This window comes from Actinomadura coerulea (assembly GCF_014208105.1).
Lineage (GTDB): Bacteria > Actinomycetota > Actinomycetes > Streptosporangiales > Streptosporangiaceae > Spirillospora > Spirillospora coerulea.
In genome coordinates this window covers 5,968,037-5,983,915 of sequence record NZ_JACHMQ010000001.1, presented here as the reverse complement: position 1 = coordinate 5,983,915, position 15,879 = coordinate 5,968,037, and the positions used below count along the sequence as shown (strand labels likewise).

General features: G+C 70.2%; 15 protein-coding genes. 8 read left to right on the top strand and 7 right to left on the bottom strand.

Going from position 1 to position 15,879, the window contains the following annotated elements; translation table 11 throughout:
• Positions 1–40: 40 nt before the first annotated feature.
• Positions 41–1,120 carry an inositol-3-phosphate synthase gene (locus BKA00_RS27620; RefSeq protein WP_185029720.1) on the bottom strand — a complete coding sequence of 360 codons (1,080 nt, stop codon included), beginning with the start codon at positions 1,118–1,120 and terminating at the stop codon, positions 41–43.
• Between the two features lie 71 nt (positions 1,121–1,191).
• A complete protein-coding gene (locus tag BKA00_RS27615) occupies positions 1,192–1,824 on the bottom strand; it encodes a PadR family transcriptional regulator (RefSeq protein ID WP_185029719.1) in 633 nt (210 codons plus the stop codon).
• Between the two features lie 1,203 nt (positions 1,825–3,027).
• Between BKA00_RS27615 and BKA00_RS27610 the strand changes: the two genes are divergently transcribed.
• The 3 genes from BKA00_RS27610 (at position 3,028) to BKA00_RS27600 (ending at position 9,987) form a co-directional block, all read left to right on the top strand.
• Positions 3,028–5,544, top strand: a complete 2,517-nt coding sequence (locus BKA00_RS27610; protein ID WP_185029717.1) for a transglycosylase domain-containing protein — start codon at positions 3,028–3,030, stop codon at positions 5,542–5,544.
• Between the two features lie 452 nt (positions 5,545–5,996).
• Positions 5,997–8,453 (top strand): transglycosylase domain-containing protein, encoded by a 2,457-nt coding sequence (locus tag BKA00_RS27605; protein ID WP_230298624.1) that lies wholly within the window; start codon positions 5,997–5,999, stop codon positions 8,451–8,453.
• Between the two features lie 97 nt (positions 8,454–8,550).
• Complete coding sequence (locus tag BKA00_RS27600; protein ID WP_230298625.1) at positions 8,551–9,987, top strand: glycosyltransferase family 87 protein; 1,437 nt, start codon at positions 8,551–8,553, stop codon at positions 9,985–9,987.
• A 1-nt stretch (position 9,988) separates the two neighbouring features.
• On the opposite strand, the gene BKA00_RS27595 is transcribed toward BKA00_RS27600, so the two are convergent.
• Together BKA00_RS27595 and BKA00_RS27590 are read right to left on the bottom strand one after the other, a co-directional pair.
• Positions 9,989–10,924, bottom strand: coding sequence for a MerR family transcriptional regulator (locus BKA00_RS27595; RefSeq protein ID WP_185029714.1), 936 nt, complete (start codon positions 10,922–10,924; stop codon positions 9,989–9,991).
• 128 nt (positions 10,925–11,052) lie between these two features.
• On the bottom strand, positions 11,053–11,520 hold the full coding sequence (locus BKA00_RS27590) for a hypothetical protein (protein WP_185029713.1): 468 nt from the start codon (positions 11,518–11,520) through the stop codon (positions 11,053–11,055).
• Between the two features lie 303 nt (positions 11,521–11,823).
• On the opposite strand from BKA00_RS27590, the gene BKA00_RS27585 reads away from it, so the two are divergent.
• Positions 11,824–12,291: a barstar family protein gene (locus BKA00_RS27585; protein ID WP_185029710.1), complete on the top strand. Its 468-nt coding sequence runs from the start codon at positions 11,824–11,826 to the stop codon at positions 12,289–12,291.
• 15 nt (positions 12,292–12,306) lie between these two features.
• Here the strand turns inward: BKA00_RS27585 and BKA00_RS27580 are convergent, their stop codons facing one another.
• From BKA00_RS27580 to BKA00_RS27570, 3 genes are all read right to left on the bottom strand, one after another.
• Entirely contained in the window at positions 12,307–12,690 is a 384-nt protein-coding gene (locus BKA00_RS27580; RefSeq protein ID WP_185029707.1) for a DUF4190 domain-containing protein, read from the bottom strand.
• 183 nt (positions 12,691–12,873) lie between these two features.
• A complete protein-coding gene (locus BKA00_RS27575) occupies positions 12,874–13,641 on the bottom strand; it encodes a deoxyribonuclease IV (protein WP_185029705.1) in 768 nt (255 codons plus the stop codon).
• 55 nt (positions 13,642–13,696) lie between these two features.
• Positions 13,697–14,008 (bottom strand): hypothetical protein, encoded by a 312-nt coding sequence (locus BKA00_RS27570; protein ID WP_185029702.1) that lies wholly within the window; start codon positions 14,006–14,008, stop codon positions 13,697–13,699.
• Positions 14,009–14,229: 221 nt separating this feature from the next.
• Here BKA00_RS27570 and BKA00_RS27565 point away from each other — a divergent pair, with 221 nt between their 5' ends.
• The 4 genes from BKA00_RS27565 (at position 14,230) to rpsR (ending at position 15,875) form a co-directional block, all read left to right on the top strand.
• On the top strand, positions 14,230–14,394 hold the full coding sequence (locus tag BKA00_RS27565; protein ID WP_185029700.1) for a hypothetical protein: 165 nt from the start codon (positions 14,230–14,232) through the stop codon (positions 14,392–14,394).
• A gap of 249 nt (positions 14,395–14,643) precedes the next feature.
• A complete protein-coding gene (gene rpsF, locus BKA00_RS27560) occupies positions 14,644–14,934 on the top strand; it encodes a 30S ribosomal protein S6 (protein WP_185029698.1) in 291 nt (96 codons plus the stop codon).
• A 37-nt stretch (positions 14,935–14,971) separates the two neighbouring features.
• Entirely contained in the window at positions 14,972–15,556 is a 585-nt protein-coding gene (locus BKA00_RS27555; RefSeq protein WP_185029695.1) for a single-stranded DNA-binding protein, read from the top strand.
• 82 nt (positions 15,557–15,638) lie between these two features.
• On the top strand, positions 15,639–15,875 hold the full coding sequence (gene rpsR, locus BKA00_RS27550) for a 30S ribosomal protein S18 (protein ID WP_019631633.1): 237 nt from the start codon (positions 15,639–15,641) through the stop codon (positions 15,873–15,875).
• Positions 15,876–15,879 lie beyond the last annotated feature (4 nt).

Here is a 15,879-nt window from a genome sequence, read left to right as displayed (position 1 = left end):
CACCGTCAGGGCGTCCTCAGGGCGCTCTGTGATCAGGCTCTCAGCGCTCGATCTCGCCGCGGATGAACTTCTCCACCGCGTCGTGCGCCTGGTCGTCGTTGTACTGCTCCGGCGGCGACTTCATGAAGTAGGAGCTGGCCGACAGGATCGGGCCGCCGATGCCGCGGTCCTTGGCGATCTTGGCGGCGCGGACGGCGTCGATGATGACGCCGGCGGAGTTCGGGGAGTCCCAGACCTCCAGCTTGTACTCCAGGTTGAGGGGCGTGTCGCCGAAGGAGCGGCCCTCCAGGCGGACGTAGGCCCACTTGCGGTCGTCCAGCCACGGCACGTGGTCGGACGGGCCGATGTGCACGTCCGCCTTCGCCATCTCGTGCGGGATCTGCGAGGTGACCGACTGCGTCTTGGAGATCTTCTTGGACTGGAGCCGCTTGCGCTCCAGCATGTTCATGAAGTCCATGTTGCCGCCGAAGTTGAGCTGGTACGTGCGCAGCAGCTCGACGCCGCGGTCCTCGAAGAGGCGGGCCATGACGCGGTGCGTGATGGTCGCGCCGACCTGCGACTTGATGTCGTCGCCGACGATCGGCACACCGGCGTCGGTGAACTTCTGCGCCCACTCGGGGTCGCTGGCGATGAACACCGGAAGCGCGTTCACGAACGCGACCTTGGCGTCGATCGCGCACTGGGCGTAGAAGCGGTCGGCCTCCTCGGAGCCCACCGGCAGGTACGACACCAGGACGTCCACCTCGGCGTCCTTCAGCGCCTGCACGACGTCGACCGGCTTGGCGTCGGACTCCTCGACCATGTCCAGGTAGTACTCGCCAAGGCCGTCGAAAGTGTGCCCGCGCTGGACGGTCACCCCGGTGGGCGGCACGTCGGCGAACTTGATGGTGTTGTTCTCGCTGGCGTGGATGGCCTCGGAGAGGTCCATCCCCACCTTCTTGGCGTCCACGTCGAACGCCGCCACGAACTCGACGTCGCCCACGTGGTACTCGCCGAACTGGACGTGCATCAGGCCGGGAACTCGCGTGTCAGGGGCCGCGTCCTTGTAGAACTCGACGCCCTGGACGAGCGAAGAGGCGCAGTTGCCCACACCGACGATGGCTACGCGCACGGAACCCATCCGGTCGCTCCTTCTCTGTTGCGGAACATGTGGTGGAGTCTCACCCGACCCCGAAGGCGCCGGGCCGCCGCTCAGCGGCCCTCGTCCCGAGGCATGTCCTGGTCAATTCGCTTAGCTGACTGTGCTTGCTGTGCTTGCTGTTCCTGCTCGGCCCGCTCGCGCCCGATGAGCTCGTTGAGCCACCGGACCTCGCGCTCGACGGACTCCAGCCCGTGGTTCTGCAGTTCCAGGGTGTAGGAGTCGACTCGCTCGCGGGTTCGCGCCAGGGCGGCGCGAACGCTCTCCAGGCGCTCCTCCAGCCGGCTGCGCCGGCCTTCGAGGATCCGCAGCCGGACGTCGGCACGGGTGTGCGAGAAGAAGGCGAAGTGCACGCCGAACCCCTCGTCCTCCCACGAAGCCGGGCCGGCCTCGGTGAGGAGCAGTTGCAGGCGCTCCTTGCCGTCGGCGGTGAGCTTGTAAACGATCTTGGATCGGCGGCTCTGCAGCGCCAGCGGCGCGTTCGGCTCCTCCGGCCGGTCCTCCATGATCAGCCCGTTGGCCAGGAGCTGCTTGAGGCACGGGTAGAGCGAGCCGTACGAGAACGCGCGGAACATGCCCAGCAGGGTGTTGAGCCGCTTGCGCAGCTCGTAGCCGTGCATCGGGGACTCGTGCAGCAGTCCGAGCACGGCGAGCTCCAGCACGCCCGCGCCCTTCTTGGCCGCCATCCCGGTCCCTCTTCCGCAGAAGCCGATGTCTCGATCCGATGTATCGAGTGAATGTATCGACTCGATACATCGACAAGATACGTAGCCCGGCTCGTCCTGGCAAGTGGCGATCTACCTGGGACACCCCGGATGCCCCGCAGGCCCGTATCGCGAATGTGGCGATTTCAGGGTGTATGTGGTGGAAATGTGCCAAAGTTGCGTCCTGGAACCACCTGGCCGCGTCGCACGACCCCGGTCCCGGGACAGCCCGGAACGGTAGCCGAGTGAGGAGGAGCCACCGACCCCGCGGGGCGCGGACCGGCCAGGGCGTCCTTCGCCGAGCACACGCTCCCCCCGCTCACCAGCCCGCACAGTACTCTTCGGACGGCGCACGAGCCGCAACAAGGGCCGGGAGCCACCCGGCCCTCGGCAACAACCGTTGTCCCCTGTTGATGAGGTCGCGTGAGTAATCCAAGCCAGCCCCGACCGGAACCCGGGTCGCAGAGGCCGGGCGGGCACCAGAACCCCCGTCCCGGTGACTCCGGCGACCCCGGCTTCCCGAGCTCCCACGGTGAGCCCGCCGGAACGAATCCCGCGGGCTCCTCTGGCATGCCCCAGAACCCCGCTCCGCCGGGAACGGCGGAAGGGTCCGGTTACATGGGCGCTCCCGGCGCGAGCCCGGGTCCGCTGGGAGGTCCGGCGCCGGCTCCCCCCGGCGGACCGTCGAGCCCCGTTCCTCCGCCCACCGGTCGCCACGCCGCTCCGAGCGCGCCAGGCGGACCGATCGCTCCGGGAGGCGCGCTCGTACCGAGCGGCCAGGGCGGGCCAGCCGGGCCGGGCGGTATGCCTGGGCAGGGCGGCTTCGGCGGCAACGGTGGGTTCGGCCCTAACGGCGGCCCCGGCGTGCAGCCCGGTCCAGGAGGATTCGGCGGGCCCGGTGGGGCGCCAGGCCAGGGCGGGTTCGGTGGACCTGGCGGCAGTGGCGGCCCTGGGGGATTCCAGTCGCAGGGCGGGCCCGGCATGGGCAACGCACCCGGCAACACGCCTCCGGGCGGCTACGGCATGCAGGGCGGCCCCGGAATGGGAGGCGGGCGTCCTGGGATGAGCGGTCCTCCCGGCGGGCAAGCGGTTCCGGGAATGGGGGCGCCGGGACGTCCCGGGTTCCCGAACGCGCCCGGCATGGGGCCTGGACAGGGAGTCCCCGGTGGGCCCGGTGCGGGGGGAATGGCACCGCCCGTAGGGTTCGGGACGCCGGGGATGCCCGGCGCGGCCCCGAAGCCGGGCTTGCGCGAGAAGCTCGGTGAGCTCGGTAAGACCGGGCAGGACCTCGGCGCGAAGGTCACCGCGAAGTTCCGCGGCGGCGGCGTCCGCGCGGCCAACCGCACGGGCGGCCCGGGTGGACCCGGCGGACCCGGCGGTCCGGGAGGGCCCGGTGGGCCTGGGCGGCACGGGCCGCCCGGCAAGAAGGGGGTCCTCGGCCATCTGCGGTCCCGTGAGACCGGCTGGCGGCGCTTCATCCCGTCCTGGAAGGTCGTGGGCGGTGTCTGCGGCCTCGGCCTCGCGGCGTTCGTCACGCTGATCTGGGTCGCCTACGCCAACACCCCGACCCCCAAGGAGCCGACGGTCGCGGGCGTCGAGGACCAGGCGTCGATCTTCTACTACACCGACGGCACCGAGATCGGCCGGATCGGCAAGAAGCGGCAGAGCGTCGAGCTGGCCAAGGTCCCGCCGAACGTCCAGAACGCCGTGCTGGCGGCCGAGAACCGCAGCTTCCGCACCGACCCCGGTTTCTCGGTCAAGGGGACGACGCGGGCGGTGTGGAAGAACCTGACCGGCGGGTCGGGCGGCGGCTCCACGATCACCCAGCAGCTCGCGAAGAACTACTACTCCGACCCGAACAACCGGACGGTCAGCCGCAAGTTCCAGGAGCTGTTCATCTCGCTGAAGCTGGAGGACGAGCACTCCAAGGACGAGATCCTCAAGCTCTACCTGAACACGATCTACTTCGGCCGCGACACCTACGGCATCCAGGCGGCGTCCCGCGAGTACTTCGGGACGGACGTGTGGAAGCTGCGGCCCGACCAGGCGGCCCTGCTCGGCGGCATCATCCAGAACCCCAACCGGGACCCGGGCGACAAGGCCAGCCAGGCGTGGGTGACCGGCAGGTACCAGTACACGCTCAACGGCATGGTCTCGATGGGCAAGCTCAGCCGGGCCGACGCCGACAAGTACATCAGGCAGGGCCCGCCCAAGCTCCGGAAGGCGGGCACCAGCGACCAGCTCTACGGCGGCCAGCGCGGCTACATGCTGATGCGCGCCAAGCTGGAGCTCGGCCGGCAGGGCATCGACACCAAGGAGCTGACCACCCAGGGCCTCCGGGTCTACACGACGTTCGACCGCAAGAAGATGGCGATGGCCAAGCGGGCCGCCGAGCAGACCGTTCCGCAGGTGGACCCGAAGAAGCTCGCCAAGAGGAAGATCCGGGTCGGCCTGGTGTCGGTGAACACCGCGAACGGCGAGGTCGTCGCGTTCTACGGCGGTCCCGACTACCTGGACCAGTCCTTCGACAACGTGTGGCAGGGGTCGGCGCAGGCCGGGTCGGCGATGAAGCCGTACGTGCTCGCGACGGCGCTGAAGCAGAACTACAGCCTGAAGAGCCTCGTCGAGGGGCGGTCGAAGACGCCGATCGGCCCGGACGGCAGCGTGGTGTCCAAGGACGACCCGAACGCCTCGATCGTCCCGAACAGCCATGACGTGGGTCCGGCGATCAACCTGATCACCGCGACGAAGGACTCGGTCAACACCGCGTTCATCCAGCTGATGGGCAAGGTCGGCATCGAGGAGGCGATGAAGACCGAGACCGACGCCGGAATCGCCTCCGACCTGCTGGAACCGCACAAGTGCTGCCTGAACCTCGCGCTGGGCGTCAACAACATCCGGCCGATCGAGCAGGCGGCGGGGTACGCGGTGTTCGCCAACGGCGGGATGTACCACCAGCCGCACGTGATCCGCGTGGTCAAGAAGTCGGACGGCAAGACGGTGCGGCTGCGCCCGAACTACGAGAAGCGCCGCGTCTTCAGCCCGAAGGTCGCCGCGGACGCGACGTACGCGATGCAGCAGGTCATCAGGAGCGGTACGGCGACCGCGGCCGCGCTGCCGGACGGGCGCCAGGCCGCGGGCAAGACCGGTACGACGGACCGGAACGTCTCGTCGTGGTTCGTCGGGTACGTCCCGCAGGTCTCGACCGCGGTGACGATCTACAACGACGCGGTCGGCCCGGACGGCAAGAAGAAGTCGGTGATCCTGCCGCAGATCGGCGAGGTGGAGGGCGGCACGATCCCCGCCCGCATCTGGCGGTCCTACATGGCGAACGCGGTCCGGGGCATGGGCGCGCAGGCGTTCCCGCCGCCCGCGTGGGGCGGGATCGAACAGAAGTGGGCGAAGCCGCCGGAGAAGAAGAAAAAGGACGACGAGGGCAAGCCTCCGTGGTGCAACACCCCGGTGGGCAAGTTCGACCCGCGCTGCCAGGACGGCGGCGACGGGGGCGACGGCAAGCAGCCGTGCCAGTCCCCGTTCCAGAACGGCGACTGCGACCCGAACAAGCCGCCGAGCAACCCGCCGCCGCGGTGGTGGTGCCAGATCCACCAGGGCGATCCCGCCTGCCGCAACCGGAGGGGCGGCCGGACCGCCCAGACCGAGAGCCTGCGGCCCTTGACGCTGCTGACGAGGCCGCCCGAGTGAACCGGCCGGCCTTTCGCGAACCGAACCGTCCACTGGATATGGGGGTGTGACATGGAGCATCCTGGCGAGTCGCCGCACGCCGGCGCCTCCGACCGCATGCGCCCGTCCGTTCGGATGAAGGTGAGCCTTGCCTCAGCGGCCACCTCCGCGCCGGGGGCACAGTACGCTCGGACGACGCAAAGCCGTCCCCCAGTTGATGAGGCCGCGTGAGTAACCCAAGCCGATTTGGACCGGATTTCGGAGAGGGCTCTGGCCGGAGGGGCTCCCCCCGTCCCGGCTCTTCCGGTATGCCCTCGGGCGGGCAGCGCGGCGCGCCGGGCGGTTCGCCGACACCTGGCAGGACGCCGCGCCCCGGAGGCAGGCCGGGCGGACCCTCGCGGGCCGGCGCCCCCGGTGGCGCGCGGCGTCGCGGCGCGCCCGCGGGCATGCGGTCGGGAGCCCCCGGCCGTCCCATGCGAGGCGGCCCGGGAGCCCCTCCCGGCGGAGCGGGCGGCCCGAGTGGTCCCGGTGGTCCGGGCGGTCCTGGTGGTCCGGGCGGCCGCGGTGGCGGCTCCGGAGGCGGAGGCGACGACGGCTTCTGGGGTGACGAGTCGCGCAGCGGCGGGCGCGGCCGCGGCGGTGGCCGCCGCCGCGAGCGCAAGCCCGCGGACGAGGCGAACAAGAAGACGGGCTGGCGGCGCTACGTCCCGAACTGGAAGATCACCGTCGCCGTCGTCAGCGTGACGATCCTCGGCCTGGCGACGCTCGTCATCGTCGCCTACGCCAACACCCCGATCCCGACGGAGAAGCAGCAGGACGCGCTCCGCCAGGAATCGGTGATCACCTACGCGGACGGATCGACGCTGGCCCGCATCGGTACGCACCGCGAGGACGTTGCGCTGAGCAAGGTGCCCAAGCACGTCCAGAACGCCGTCCTCGCCGCGGAGGACCGCAACTTCTGGCACGAGCCCGGCATCTCGCCGACCGGCATCGTGGGCGCGCTGTACCGGGCGGGGACGGGCGGCGGCGCCGCCGGCGCCTCGACGATCACCCAGCAGCTGGCCCGCAACTACTTCGCGAACCTCAGCCGGGACCGCACGGCCAGCCGCAAGCTCAAGGAAATCCTCATCTCCATCCGGATGGGCAAGGAGATGGACAAGTCGCGGGTCCTGGAGCTGTACCTGAACACCGTCCCGTTCGGGCGGCACGCATACGGCATCCAGGCGGCGTCCCGCGCCTACTTCCACAAGCCCGTCACGGAGATCAACGAGTCGCAGGCCGCGATGCTCGCGGCCCTGATCCAGCGGCCGGGGTACTTCGCCACCTACGGGCCGGACTCCAACCCGGCCAAGAAGGCGCTGATCAGCCGCTGGAACTACGTCCTCGACGGCATGGTCGAGGAGAAGTGGCTCGACTCGGGCAAGCGCGCCCAGGCGAAGTTCCCCCAGACGCAGAAGAACTGGAGCGACGTCCCGGACGACCCGAACTCCGGCTACCTCCAGGACCGCGTCATCAACGAGCTGAAGACGAAGCTCGGCATCGACGAGCAGATGCTGGAGACCGGCGGTCTGAAGATCACCACCACGTTCCGCAAGGACCTGCAGGACTACACCAACAAGGCCGTCTCGCAGATCCGCAAGCAGAACGGGCTGAAGAACGACATCCAGTTCGGTCTCGCGGCGGTCGACCCGAAGACGGGCGGGGTGGTGGCCGCCTACGGCGGTCCCGACTACCGCAAGCAGCAGTTCGACAACTCCTTCCAGGGCAAGGTGCAGCCGGGTTCGTCGTTCAAGCCGATCGTCCTCGCCACGGCGCTCGACCAGGGCATCAGCCTGCGCACGACGATGGACGGCAGCTACAAGCGCACGATCAACGGCGCGTCGTTCACCAACGACAGCCGCTCGGAGAACGGGATCTACAACCTCAAGCAGATGACGGCGATGTCGATCAACACGGCGTACGTCGACCTGGGGCAGAAGGTCCAGCTGGCCAACGTCGTGGACATGGCCAAGAAGATGGGCATCCCCGAAGACACCCCGAACCTGTCGAACACCATCACGTCGCTTCCGCTGGGCGTCATCGACGCGACCCCGGTGACGATGGCGTCGGTGTACTCCACGTTCGCGGCGGAGGGCAAGCACCGGCAGGCCCACGTCATCGAGAAGATCACCGACAACCGCGGCCAGCCCATCGTCAACAACCAGCAGAAGCCGCTGAAGAAGCTGCCCTGGGACAAGCCCACGACGGCCTTCGACTCGGGCGTCGCGGCGGACGCCACTAACGCGATGCAGGCGGTCGTCACCAGCGGTACCGGTAAGCGCGCGAGCCTCGGCGCCCGCCCGGTCGCCGGCAAGACCGGTACCACCGACGAGAACAAGTCGGCCTGGTTCGTCGGCTACACACCGGAGCTGGCGACCTCGGCGGCGATGTGGCGGCAGGACAAGAACGGCAACCGCAAGTCGCTGATCGGCGTCGGCAGCTACAGCCAGGTCTACGGTGGTACGGTCCCGGCCGAGCTCTTCAAGACCTTCATGCTGAAGGCCTTGGAGGGCAAGGAGATCAAGCCGTTCCCGCCGCCGGTCAACGGCGGCCAGGTCGCCCCGTGGGCGAAGGCCAAGCCGACTCCGACGGTCTCCTCGACCCCGACGCCGACCAACACCCCGACCTGCCAGCCCGGGCAGGGCCAGGGGCAGGGACGGGGCCAGCGGCCGCCGGCGGGTTGCCAGTCGGAGTCGCCCAAGCCGACGGAAACGCCGACCATCACCCCGCCGACGACGGGGGAGGTGCCGTGCAACCAGTACAACATGCCGCTCGGCTGCAACCCCGACCTGCCTCCCACCGGCGACAAGACCTGGTGGTGCGCGAAGCCGGAGCACAAGAACGACCCGGCCTGCCGGAAGGAAGACCCCGCCACCAACAACAACAACTAGCGGCGACGTCCGCGACGGGACGGCCCGGAGCCCCCACGGCTCCGGGCCGTTCCCGTTCTTGATCGCCCGCGTCCCCCGGGCGAATAGGCTGCTGTCCATGTCGTCGTCTACGGAGAGGCTCACGATGTCCGCCGACAGCGACCGGGCGGACGCTCCCGGACGGCTGAAGCGGCTCGCGCCGGTGCTGGCCGGGCTCACCGCCCTGACGTGCCTTCTCGGCTGGCTGCAGAAGCAGCCCTGCGCCTCGGTGCGGTTCGACTTCCTCAAGACGACGGCGAACGCCTGCTACACCGACGTCTATCCGCTCTACTACGTGCGCGGGCTCAGCGACGGGAAGCTCCCGTACTTCGACACGTTCACCGGTTCCGACATCCGGTACGTGGAGTACCCGGTGCTGAGCGGCGGGTTCATGCAGCTGGTCGCGTGGCTGGTCAAGCCGTTCGGGGTGGACGCGCGCGGCCTCGCGTTCTACAACGTCACCGTCCTGCTCCTCGCCGTCCTCGCGGTCGTCGCCGTCCTCGCCACCGCGTACGTGGCAGGACGCCGGTCACTGCGCACCGGCCTGATGGTGGCGCTGTCCCCCGCGCTCCTCCTCACCGCCTACATCAACTGGGACCTGCTGGCGGTGGCGCTGTCGGCGCTGGCGCTGGCCGCGTGGTCGGCGCGCCGTCCGGCCCTGGCGGGAGCCCTCCTCGGCCTGGCGATCGCGGCCAAGTTCTATCCGCTGCTGTTCCTCGGGCCGCTCGTCCTGCTGTGCGTCCGGGCCGGGCAGTGGCGCCCCATGGGCCGCGTGCTCGCCGGCACCGCCGCCGGATGGCTGGCCGTGAACGTGCCCGTGATGCTCTTCGCTTGGGACGGATGGAAGGAGTTCTACACCTTCAGCCAGAAGCGCGGCATCGACTGGGGCTCGATCTTCTTCGTGCTGCAGGACCACGGGCTGGAGAAGCCCGCCTCCGACACCGGCCTCCTCAACCTGTTCGGCACGGGAACGTTCCTCGTCCTCGCCGCCGGGATCGCCGTCCTCGCCCTGGCGGCCCCGCGCCGCCCGCGCCTGCCGCAGCTGATGTTCCTCGTGCTGGTCGCGTTCATGCTGCCGAACAAGGTCTGGTCGCCGCAGTACGTCCTGTGGCTGCTGCCGCTGGCGGTGCTGGCCCGGCCGAAGCTGCCGGCTTTCGTCGCCTGGCAGCTCGGCGAGATCGCCTACTTCTTCGGCATCTGGTGGTTCCTGCTGTCGGTGTCCGCCCAGACGCAGGGCGCCGACCTGGCCGGAACCCTGTCGGCGGTACTGAGCCTGGACGCCCCGGACGGCGGGATCAGCAAGGACGTGTACACGCTGGCGCTGCTCGCCCGGTTCGTGACCGTCCTCGCCCTGGCGGTCCTGGTGGTGCGGGACGTCCTCGTCCCGTCCGCCGACATCGTCCGGTCGGACGGGGACGACGATCCGGCGGGCGGCGTCCTCGACGGCGCGCCCGACGTGGTGGCGCTGGCACGCCGGCGCGGCGACCACCACGCCGGCGTGCCCCTGCCCACCTGAGTCAGCCGCGCGAGCGCAGCGCGTCGACGAACCACTGGTAGAGCGGCGTCAGCGTCGGCGGGACGGGCCAGCCGTTGATGACGGCGAGCAGTTGCCAGTACCGCTCGGTGCGCGGGTCGGTGCCGATCTCCAGCCGGTGCAGCAGATCGCGCCTGAAGGCGGCGTCGCCGGCGGAGTCCCAGGCGTCGGCGTAGGCGCGGACCAGTTCGTCGACGATGGGACGGGCCGCCTCAGAGCCGGGCTCGATCCCGTCCGCGACGGCCTGCTCCGCCTTCTCCAGGGTCAGGTCGGCGAGGGCGGCGAAGCGGTCTTCGGGGACGGTCCCCCGCGCGACCTCGGCCGCCTGGAACTCGGCCATCCGGCGCACCGAGGCCCGGAAGCCGGGGTCGCCGACCAGTTCGGCCAGCTCGACCCAGGCGTCGACCTGCTCGGGTTCGGGCTCGTCGGGCAGCTCGGGCAGCGCGGCGCGCATCTTCTCCGCGAAGCCGGGGTGCAGGTCGAGTCCGGCGAAGGACTCGTCGATGAAGTCGGTGATGATCCGGCGCCGCTCCTCGTCGGACAGCCGGGCGAGCTTGTGCATGAGTTCGATCTCCTCCGGGGTGGATCCGCGTCTGGCCACCGCCCGCAGCACGGCCCGGCGCAGCCTGAGCGTGCGTATCTGCACGTCCAGCGCGTCCGCGTGCGCCGCCGCGACCTGCCCGACGTCGACCTCCCGGTCCAGCAGCCGCCGGACGGTGGCGAGGTCGACGCCGAGGTCCCGCAGTGTCCGCACGAGGTCCAGGCGCGCGGCGGCGTCCGCGTCGTACAGCCGGTAGCCGGCGTGGGTACGGCGGGTGGGCGGGACGACACCGGCGTCGGAGTAGAACCGGATCGTCCGCACCGGCAGCCCGGTGCGGCGCGCCAGCTCGCCGATCGTGTACGTGGTGTCGCCGTCCATGCCCCTCACCCTGCGGCCTCCACCCGCTGGAGACTCAACCCGGATTCGCACGTTCTCATATCGGCCATGGGAGAGGCCCGTCCGGGGCGGTCTCGCCGGGACGGGCCTTCGCGGCTCCTGGGGCCGGCTCAGTCCTCGTGGGCCGGGTCGGCGACGGTGGGGGTGGTGCCCTCGCGGCGGGCGCGGCGGACGTCCTGGACGAACTCGCGGGAGAACATCGCCGACAGGGTGGCGACGCCGCCGCGGTGCACGCGGATCTCCCCGTGCCGGATCTCGCCGGTGACGCGGACCGCGCGGCCGTCGCCGTTCTCGCCCGTCCAGTCCTTGACGCGGCCGCGGCCGGTGTAGCGCAGGTCCCAGTGGTCGATCCGGGCGTCCTGCGGGACGAGCAGCTTCACCATCGAGTGGTCGAGGTCGACCTCGATCTCGATGTCGCCGTCCGGGATCCGCGGCGAGCGCAGGTCCAGCACGACCATGCCGCGGCGGGCGCGGACCGCGAAGCGGCGGCCGGTCGTCCAGTGGCCGAGCTTCTTGACGTTCTCGTAGTGGGCCTGGACGCGGGTCGGCGCGGGGGCGGTGGTGGGCGTGGTGTCCATCTCTGTGTTCCTCTCGGAATCGGGCAACTACCTCGCTCCAGAGTTGCTCGCTATACGAGCATCTCTTAAATCGAGAGAATAGGAAGCGGCGAGGCCCCTGTCAAGGCACACGGATGCCGCGGAGCGGCATCGGCCGACGTGAAGGGGAGGAACGCCCAGGCGGAGGGCCGCTGCGATATAGCCGGAATGTTCCGGTATCGGGGGGATTCTGTGGCGGCGGTGCGGGAACGGAACGCGGCGGACGGGGCTGGTCGCCCCGGGGCCCCGCCCACCGGCGGGGAGAGCGAACTGCCGGGAGATGACGTGAACGCGGACCGAGCACTGACCGAGTTGCTCGCCGGGCGGCTGAGACCGGGCGTCTACCAGTGGCGGACGCCTCCCGTGCCGGGAGCCGTCGGCGACACGGGCTGGATGGAGCGCGCCGACGAGGCCGGCTGGCGCGGCTTCTACCTCGACGGGCGCCGCGCCAGGGACAGGGACTCGTTCCTGCGGCTGTGCGGCGAGGTGTTCGAACTGCCCGCGGGTGCGGGCGCCGACTGGGGCGATCTCGGCGAATGCCTCAAGGACCTGTCATGGACGCCCGCGAAGCACGGCTACCTGGTGCTCTACGAGTCCTGGGCGGAACTGGCCGATGCCGACCCGGCGTCGCTGCGCGCCGTCCTCGACGTGTTCGGGCGCGCGGTGAAGACCTGGCGGGACACCCCCACCCCCATGACGGTGCTGATGTCGAGCGTCGGCGTGGAAGTGGCGGGCGTCCCCCGGCTCGCCTGAGAGGGCCTCAGCGGATCAGTAGGTGCTGGTGGAACCGGCGCTCGCCGCGAACATCGCGATCCCGAGGATGTAGAAGAGCAGGATGATGAGCCAGCCCGCGGAGATCAGGTAGCCGAGGATCAGACCGGTGACGGCCATGCCGTGCCCGCCCTCGCCCGTCCGCTTGATCTGGCCGAGCGAGACGTGCCCGAAGATCACCGCGAGGACGGACGTCACGCCGCAGGCGAAGAAGCCGATCAGACCGCACACCAGCGAAGCGGTCGCCATCCCGTTGGTCGGCGGGGCGACCGGCATCGACTGCCCGTAGTAGTGGTGCTGCACGGCCGGGGGCTGGGAGTAGGACTGGGCGTAGGGGTCCTGGGCTCCGTAGCCGTAAGGGTCGTAAGGGGGCTGTGCCATGTGCTTCCCGATCGATTCGCGCGCCCGCCGCCGGAGAGCACGCGTGCGCTGAGGGCTGGTTCCGGATTATGCCAGTGTGACGTGACCTTCGAGATTTGTCGTCAGGCTGGGTCTACGTGCATTTAGATGCCGCACCCGCCACCGCGGTTCCCGGACACAGGCGACGAACCCGACTCTGCTTCCTCAGAGCTGGGAACGCAACCACGAGATGTCGTCGGCCTGGCCCTCCGCGGGCGTCTCCACCACGACCGGGGCGCCCGCCGCCCTCACCACGCCGAGGATGAGCTCCGGGTCGATGCTGCCGCTGCCCAGGTTGGCGTGCCGGTCGGCCCCCGACCCGAACGAGTCCCGGCTGTCGTTGCAGTGCACCAGGTCGATGCGGCCGGTTATGGCCTTGATCCGGTCGACGGCGTCGACGAGCTCCTCCCCCGCCGCGTGCGCGTGGCACGTGTCGAGGCAGAAACCGAGCTTGGACTCCAGGCCCGGCACCCCGGAGAGGACCTCCCACAGCCGCGAGATCCGGTCGAACCTGCGCGCCATGGCGTTCCCGCCGCCCGCGGTGTTCTCGATGTAGACCGGGATCGGGCATTCGACCCGCTCGAACACCTTGCGCCAGTTCTCGAAGCCGGTCTCGGGGTCGTCGTCCTTCAGCACGTGCCCGCCGTGCACGATCAGCGCCTTCGCGCCGATGGACGCGGCCGCCTCCAGCTGCTGCGTGAGGTTCTTGCGGCTCGGAATCCGGATCCGGTTGTTGGACGTCGCCACGTTGATCGTGTAGGGAGCGTGCACGTACACGTCGACGCCGGAGCCCTTCAGCGCCTCCACGCCCTCGGGCAGGACCGGCTTCTTCCACCCCTGCGGATCGCCGAGGAAGAACTGGACGACGTCGGCGCCGACCGCGCGGGCGTTGTCGAGCGGGTTGTTCTGGTCGACGTGGGCTCCGATGCGCATGCCCACGAGATTAGCCGCGCCCTCCGACAGGCCGCGCGGCCATGCCGGCCCCAGGTCAGATCGAGAAGCCCCCGTGGCTCAGCGCGAAGCCGGCGCCGACGAAGGAGGCGACCATCCCGATCACGTTCAGCCAACGCTCGTTCGTCGTCGCGGACACCATCTGGGAGTACAGGGCGACCGGCAGGCCGATCACGCCGAGCAGCGCCCCCGCGAAGTGGGCCGCGGGGATCCAGCCGAGGATCAGCGCCACGATCCCGATCGTCACCGCGGTTACCGCCAGCACGTCCTTCCGCCGATGGGGCTCGGCCTCGCTCTGGGCGCGGACGGCGCGCTCGGGTGCGCCGGCGCCGGTCGCCTGCTGGGACATCGGGCTCCTCCTCCAGCTCAGACTCCCGCGCCAGTGGCCACACGGTGAGCGCGGGACCGGACGGACCATGCGGGTAAAGCAATTCCCAGCCATGCCGGGGATCAACCGGCGAGCGGCGCGGAATGTCGGCGGCACCCGGTACGGTCGAACACGGATTCGAGAACACCGGCGCGGGTCCGTCCCCCGAGGGGAAGCGGGGGAAGAGCAGGGAGGTGCACACCGTGAACAAAGCGGAGTTGGGGCTCATCGGTGACGCGGAGCTCGTCGAGGAGCTGTCGATGCTGACCACGCAGGCCGCCCGCATGCGCGCCCGCATGGCCGACATCATGGCCGAGCTCGAACGGCGCCGCTGTGCCCGCCCCACACAATCCCATGCAAGGCGCTAGGTCCACCCATGCCGCACGCCCAGCCCGCCCCTGCGCTCCGCTCAGGGAACCGGCGTCCGCGTTCACGGGGGGCGGCCCCCGCACCCCCGAGACGAGCGGCGCAAACGCCCCTCAGTGTTGGTAGCCTGTATCGGTCTCGCGGCAGGTCCGCCCGGCGATCCGGGTCCGGCGCCGCCGCGACGGACGCAAGAGCCCTCCTGTCACGGAGAGACCGTGACCGCACCAGTCCAGAGGAGGTAGGGACACAGCATGCGTCGTTACGAACTCATGACCATTCTCGACCCCGCCATCGACGAGCGCACCGCGGGCGCGGCGCTCGACCCGTTCCTGAAGGTCGTCAAGGACGACGGCGGCAGCGTTGAGAAGGTCGACGTCTGGGGCCGCCGGCGCCTGGCGTACGACATCCAGAAGAAGTCCGAAGGCATCTTCGCGGTGGTCGACCTGTCGGCTGAGCCTGCCACGGTCAAGGAGCTCGACCGGCAGCTCAACCTGAGCGAGTCGATCCTCCGTACCAAGGTCATCCGCCCCGAGGTCCACTGAGCCAGGCTCAGCCCTCACAGCAGCCGGAGCGAGCCCCATGGCAGGCGACACCGTAATCACGATCGTCGGGAACCTCGTCGAGGACCCGAATCTGCGCTTCACCCCGAGCGGCCAGGCGGTCGCTTCCTTCCGCATGGCCTCGACCCCGCGGTTCTTCGACCGCCAGGCGGGCGACTGGAAGGACGGCGAGGCGCTCTTCCTGACCTGCAACGTCTGGCGGCAGGCCGCCGAGAACGTGGCCGAGACCCTGCAGCGTGGCATGCGGGTGATCGTGCAGGGACGCCTCAAGCAGCGCTCCTACGAGACCCGCGAGGGTGAGAAGCGCACCGTCTTCGAGGTCGAGGTCGACGAGGTCGGCCCGTCGCTGCGCAACGCCACCGCCAAGGTCAACAAGACCCAGCGGCAGGGCGGCGGTGGCGGCGGTGGCGGCTTCGGTGGCGGCGGTGGCCAGGGCGGCGGCGGCTTCGGCGGCGGCCAGCAAGGCGGCGGCGGTTTCGGAGGCGGCGGCCAGCAGGGCGGCGGCTTCGGCGGCGGCCAGCAGGGCGGCGCCCCGGCCGACGACCCCTGGGCCACCGGCGGCGGTGGTGGCGGCGGCGGTTTCTCCGACGACCCGCCCTTCTAAGCACGCCGCTCCGGCGCGACAAAGAGACAACGAGTACACGCCCATTCCCGCGTAAGCGGGGCTCTCACAAAGGAGCACCACGATGGCGAAGCCACCTCCCCGCAAGCCGAAGAAGAAGGTTTGCGTTTTCTGTCAGGAGAAGATCTCCTACGTCGACTACAAGGACACGGGCCTGCTGCGGAAGTTCATCTCCGACCGCGGCAAGATCCGTGCCCGGCGGGTGACCGGCAACTGCACCCAGCACCAGCGGGACGTCGCCACGGCGATCAAGAATGCCCGCGAGATGGCGCTGCTGCCGTACACCAGCACCGCGCGCTGAGGCA

Excerpts from the sequence above, each read along its gene's own strand:
- BKA00_RS27570 (WP_185029702.1), bottom strand. The coding sequence starts at position 14,008 with ATGTCCCAGCAGGCGACCGGCGCCGGCGCACCCGAGCGCGCCGTCCGC.
- rpsF (WP_185029698.1), top strand. The coding sequence starts at position 14,644 with ATGCGTCGTTACGAACTCATGACCATTCTCGACCCCGCCATCGACGAG.
- BKA00_RS27580 (WP_185029707.1), bottom strand. The coding sequence starts at position 12,690 with ATGGCACAGCCCCCTTACGACCCTTACGGCTACGGAGCCCAGGACCCC.
- BKA00_RS27600 (WP_230298625.1), top strand. The coding sequence starts at position 8,551 with ATGTCGTCGTCTACGGAGAGGCTCACGATGTCCGCCGACAGCGACCGG.
- BKA00_RS27610 (WP_185029717.1), top strand. The coding sequence starts at position 3,028 with ATGGCACCGCCCGTAGGGTTCGGGACGCCGGGGATGCCCGGCGCGGCC.
- BKA00_RS27590 (WP_185029713.1), bottom strand. The coding sequence starts at position 11,520 with ATGGACACCACGCCCACCACCGCCCCCGCGCCGACCCGCGTCCAGGCC.
- BKA00_RS27595 (WP_185029714.1), bottom strand. The coding sequence starts at position 10,924 with ATGGACGGCGACACCACGTACACGATCGGCGAGCTGGCGCGCCGCACC.
- BKA00_RS27555 (WP_185029695.1), top strand. The coding sequence starts at position 14,972 with ATGGCAGGCGACACCGTAATCACGATCGTCGGGAACCTCGTCGAGGAC.
- rpsR (WP_019631633.1), top strand. The coding sequence starts at position 15,639 with ATGGCGAAGCCACCTCCCCGCAAGCCGAAGAAGAAGGTTTGCGTTTTC.
- BKA00_RS27605 (WP_230298624.1), top strand. The coding sequence starts at position 5,997 with ATGCGAGGCGGCCCGGGAGCCCCTCCCGGCGGAGCGGGCGGCCCGAGT.
- BKA00_RS27615 (WP_185029719.1), bottom strand. The coding sequence starts at position 1,824 with ATGGCGGCCAAGAAGGGCGCGGGCGTGCTGGAGCTCGCCGTGCTCGGA.
- BKA00_RS27575 (WP_185029705.1), bottom strand. The coding sequence starts at position 13,641 with ATGCGCATCGGAGCCCACGTCGACCAGAACAACCCGCTCGACAACGCC.
- BKA00_RS27620 (WP_185029720.1), bottom strand. The coding sequence starts at position 1,120 with ATGGGTTCCGTGCGCGTAGCCATCGTCGGTGTGGGCAACTGCGCCTCT.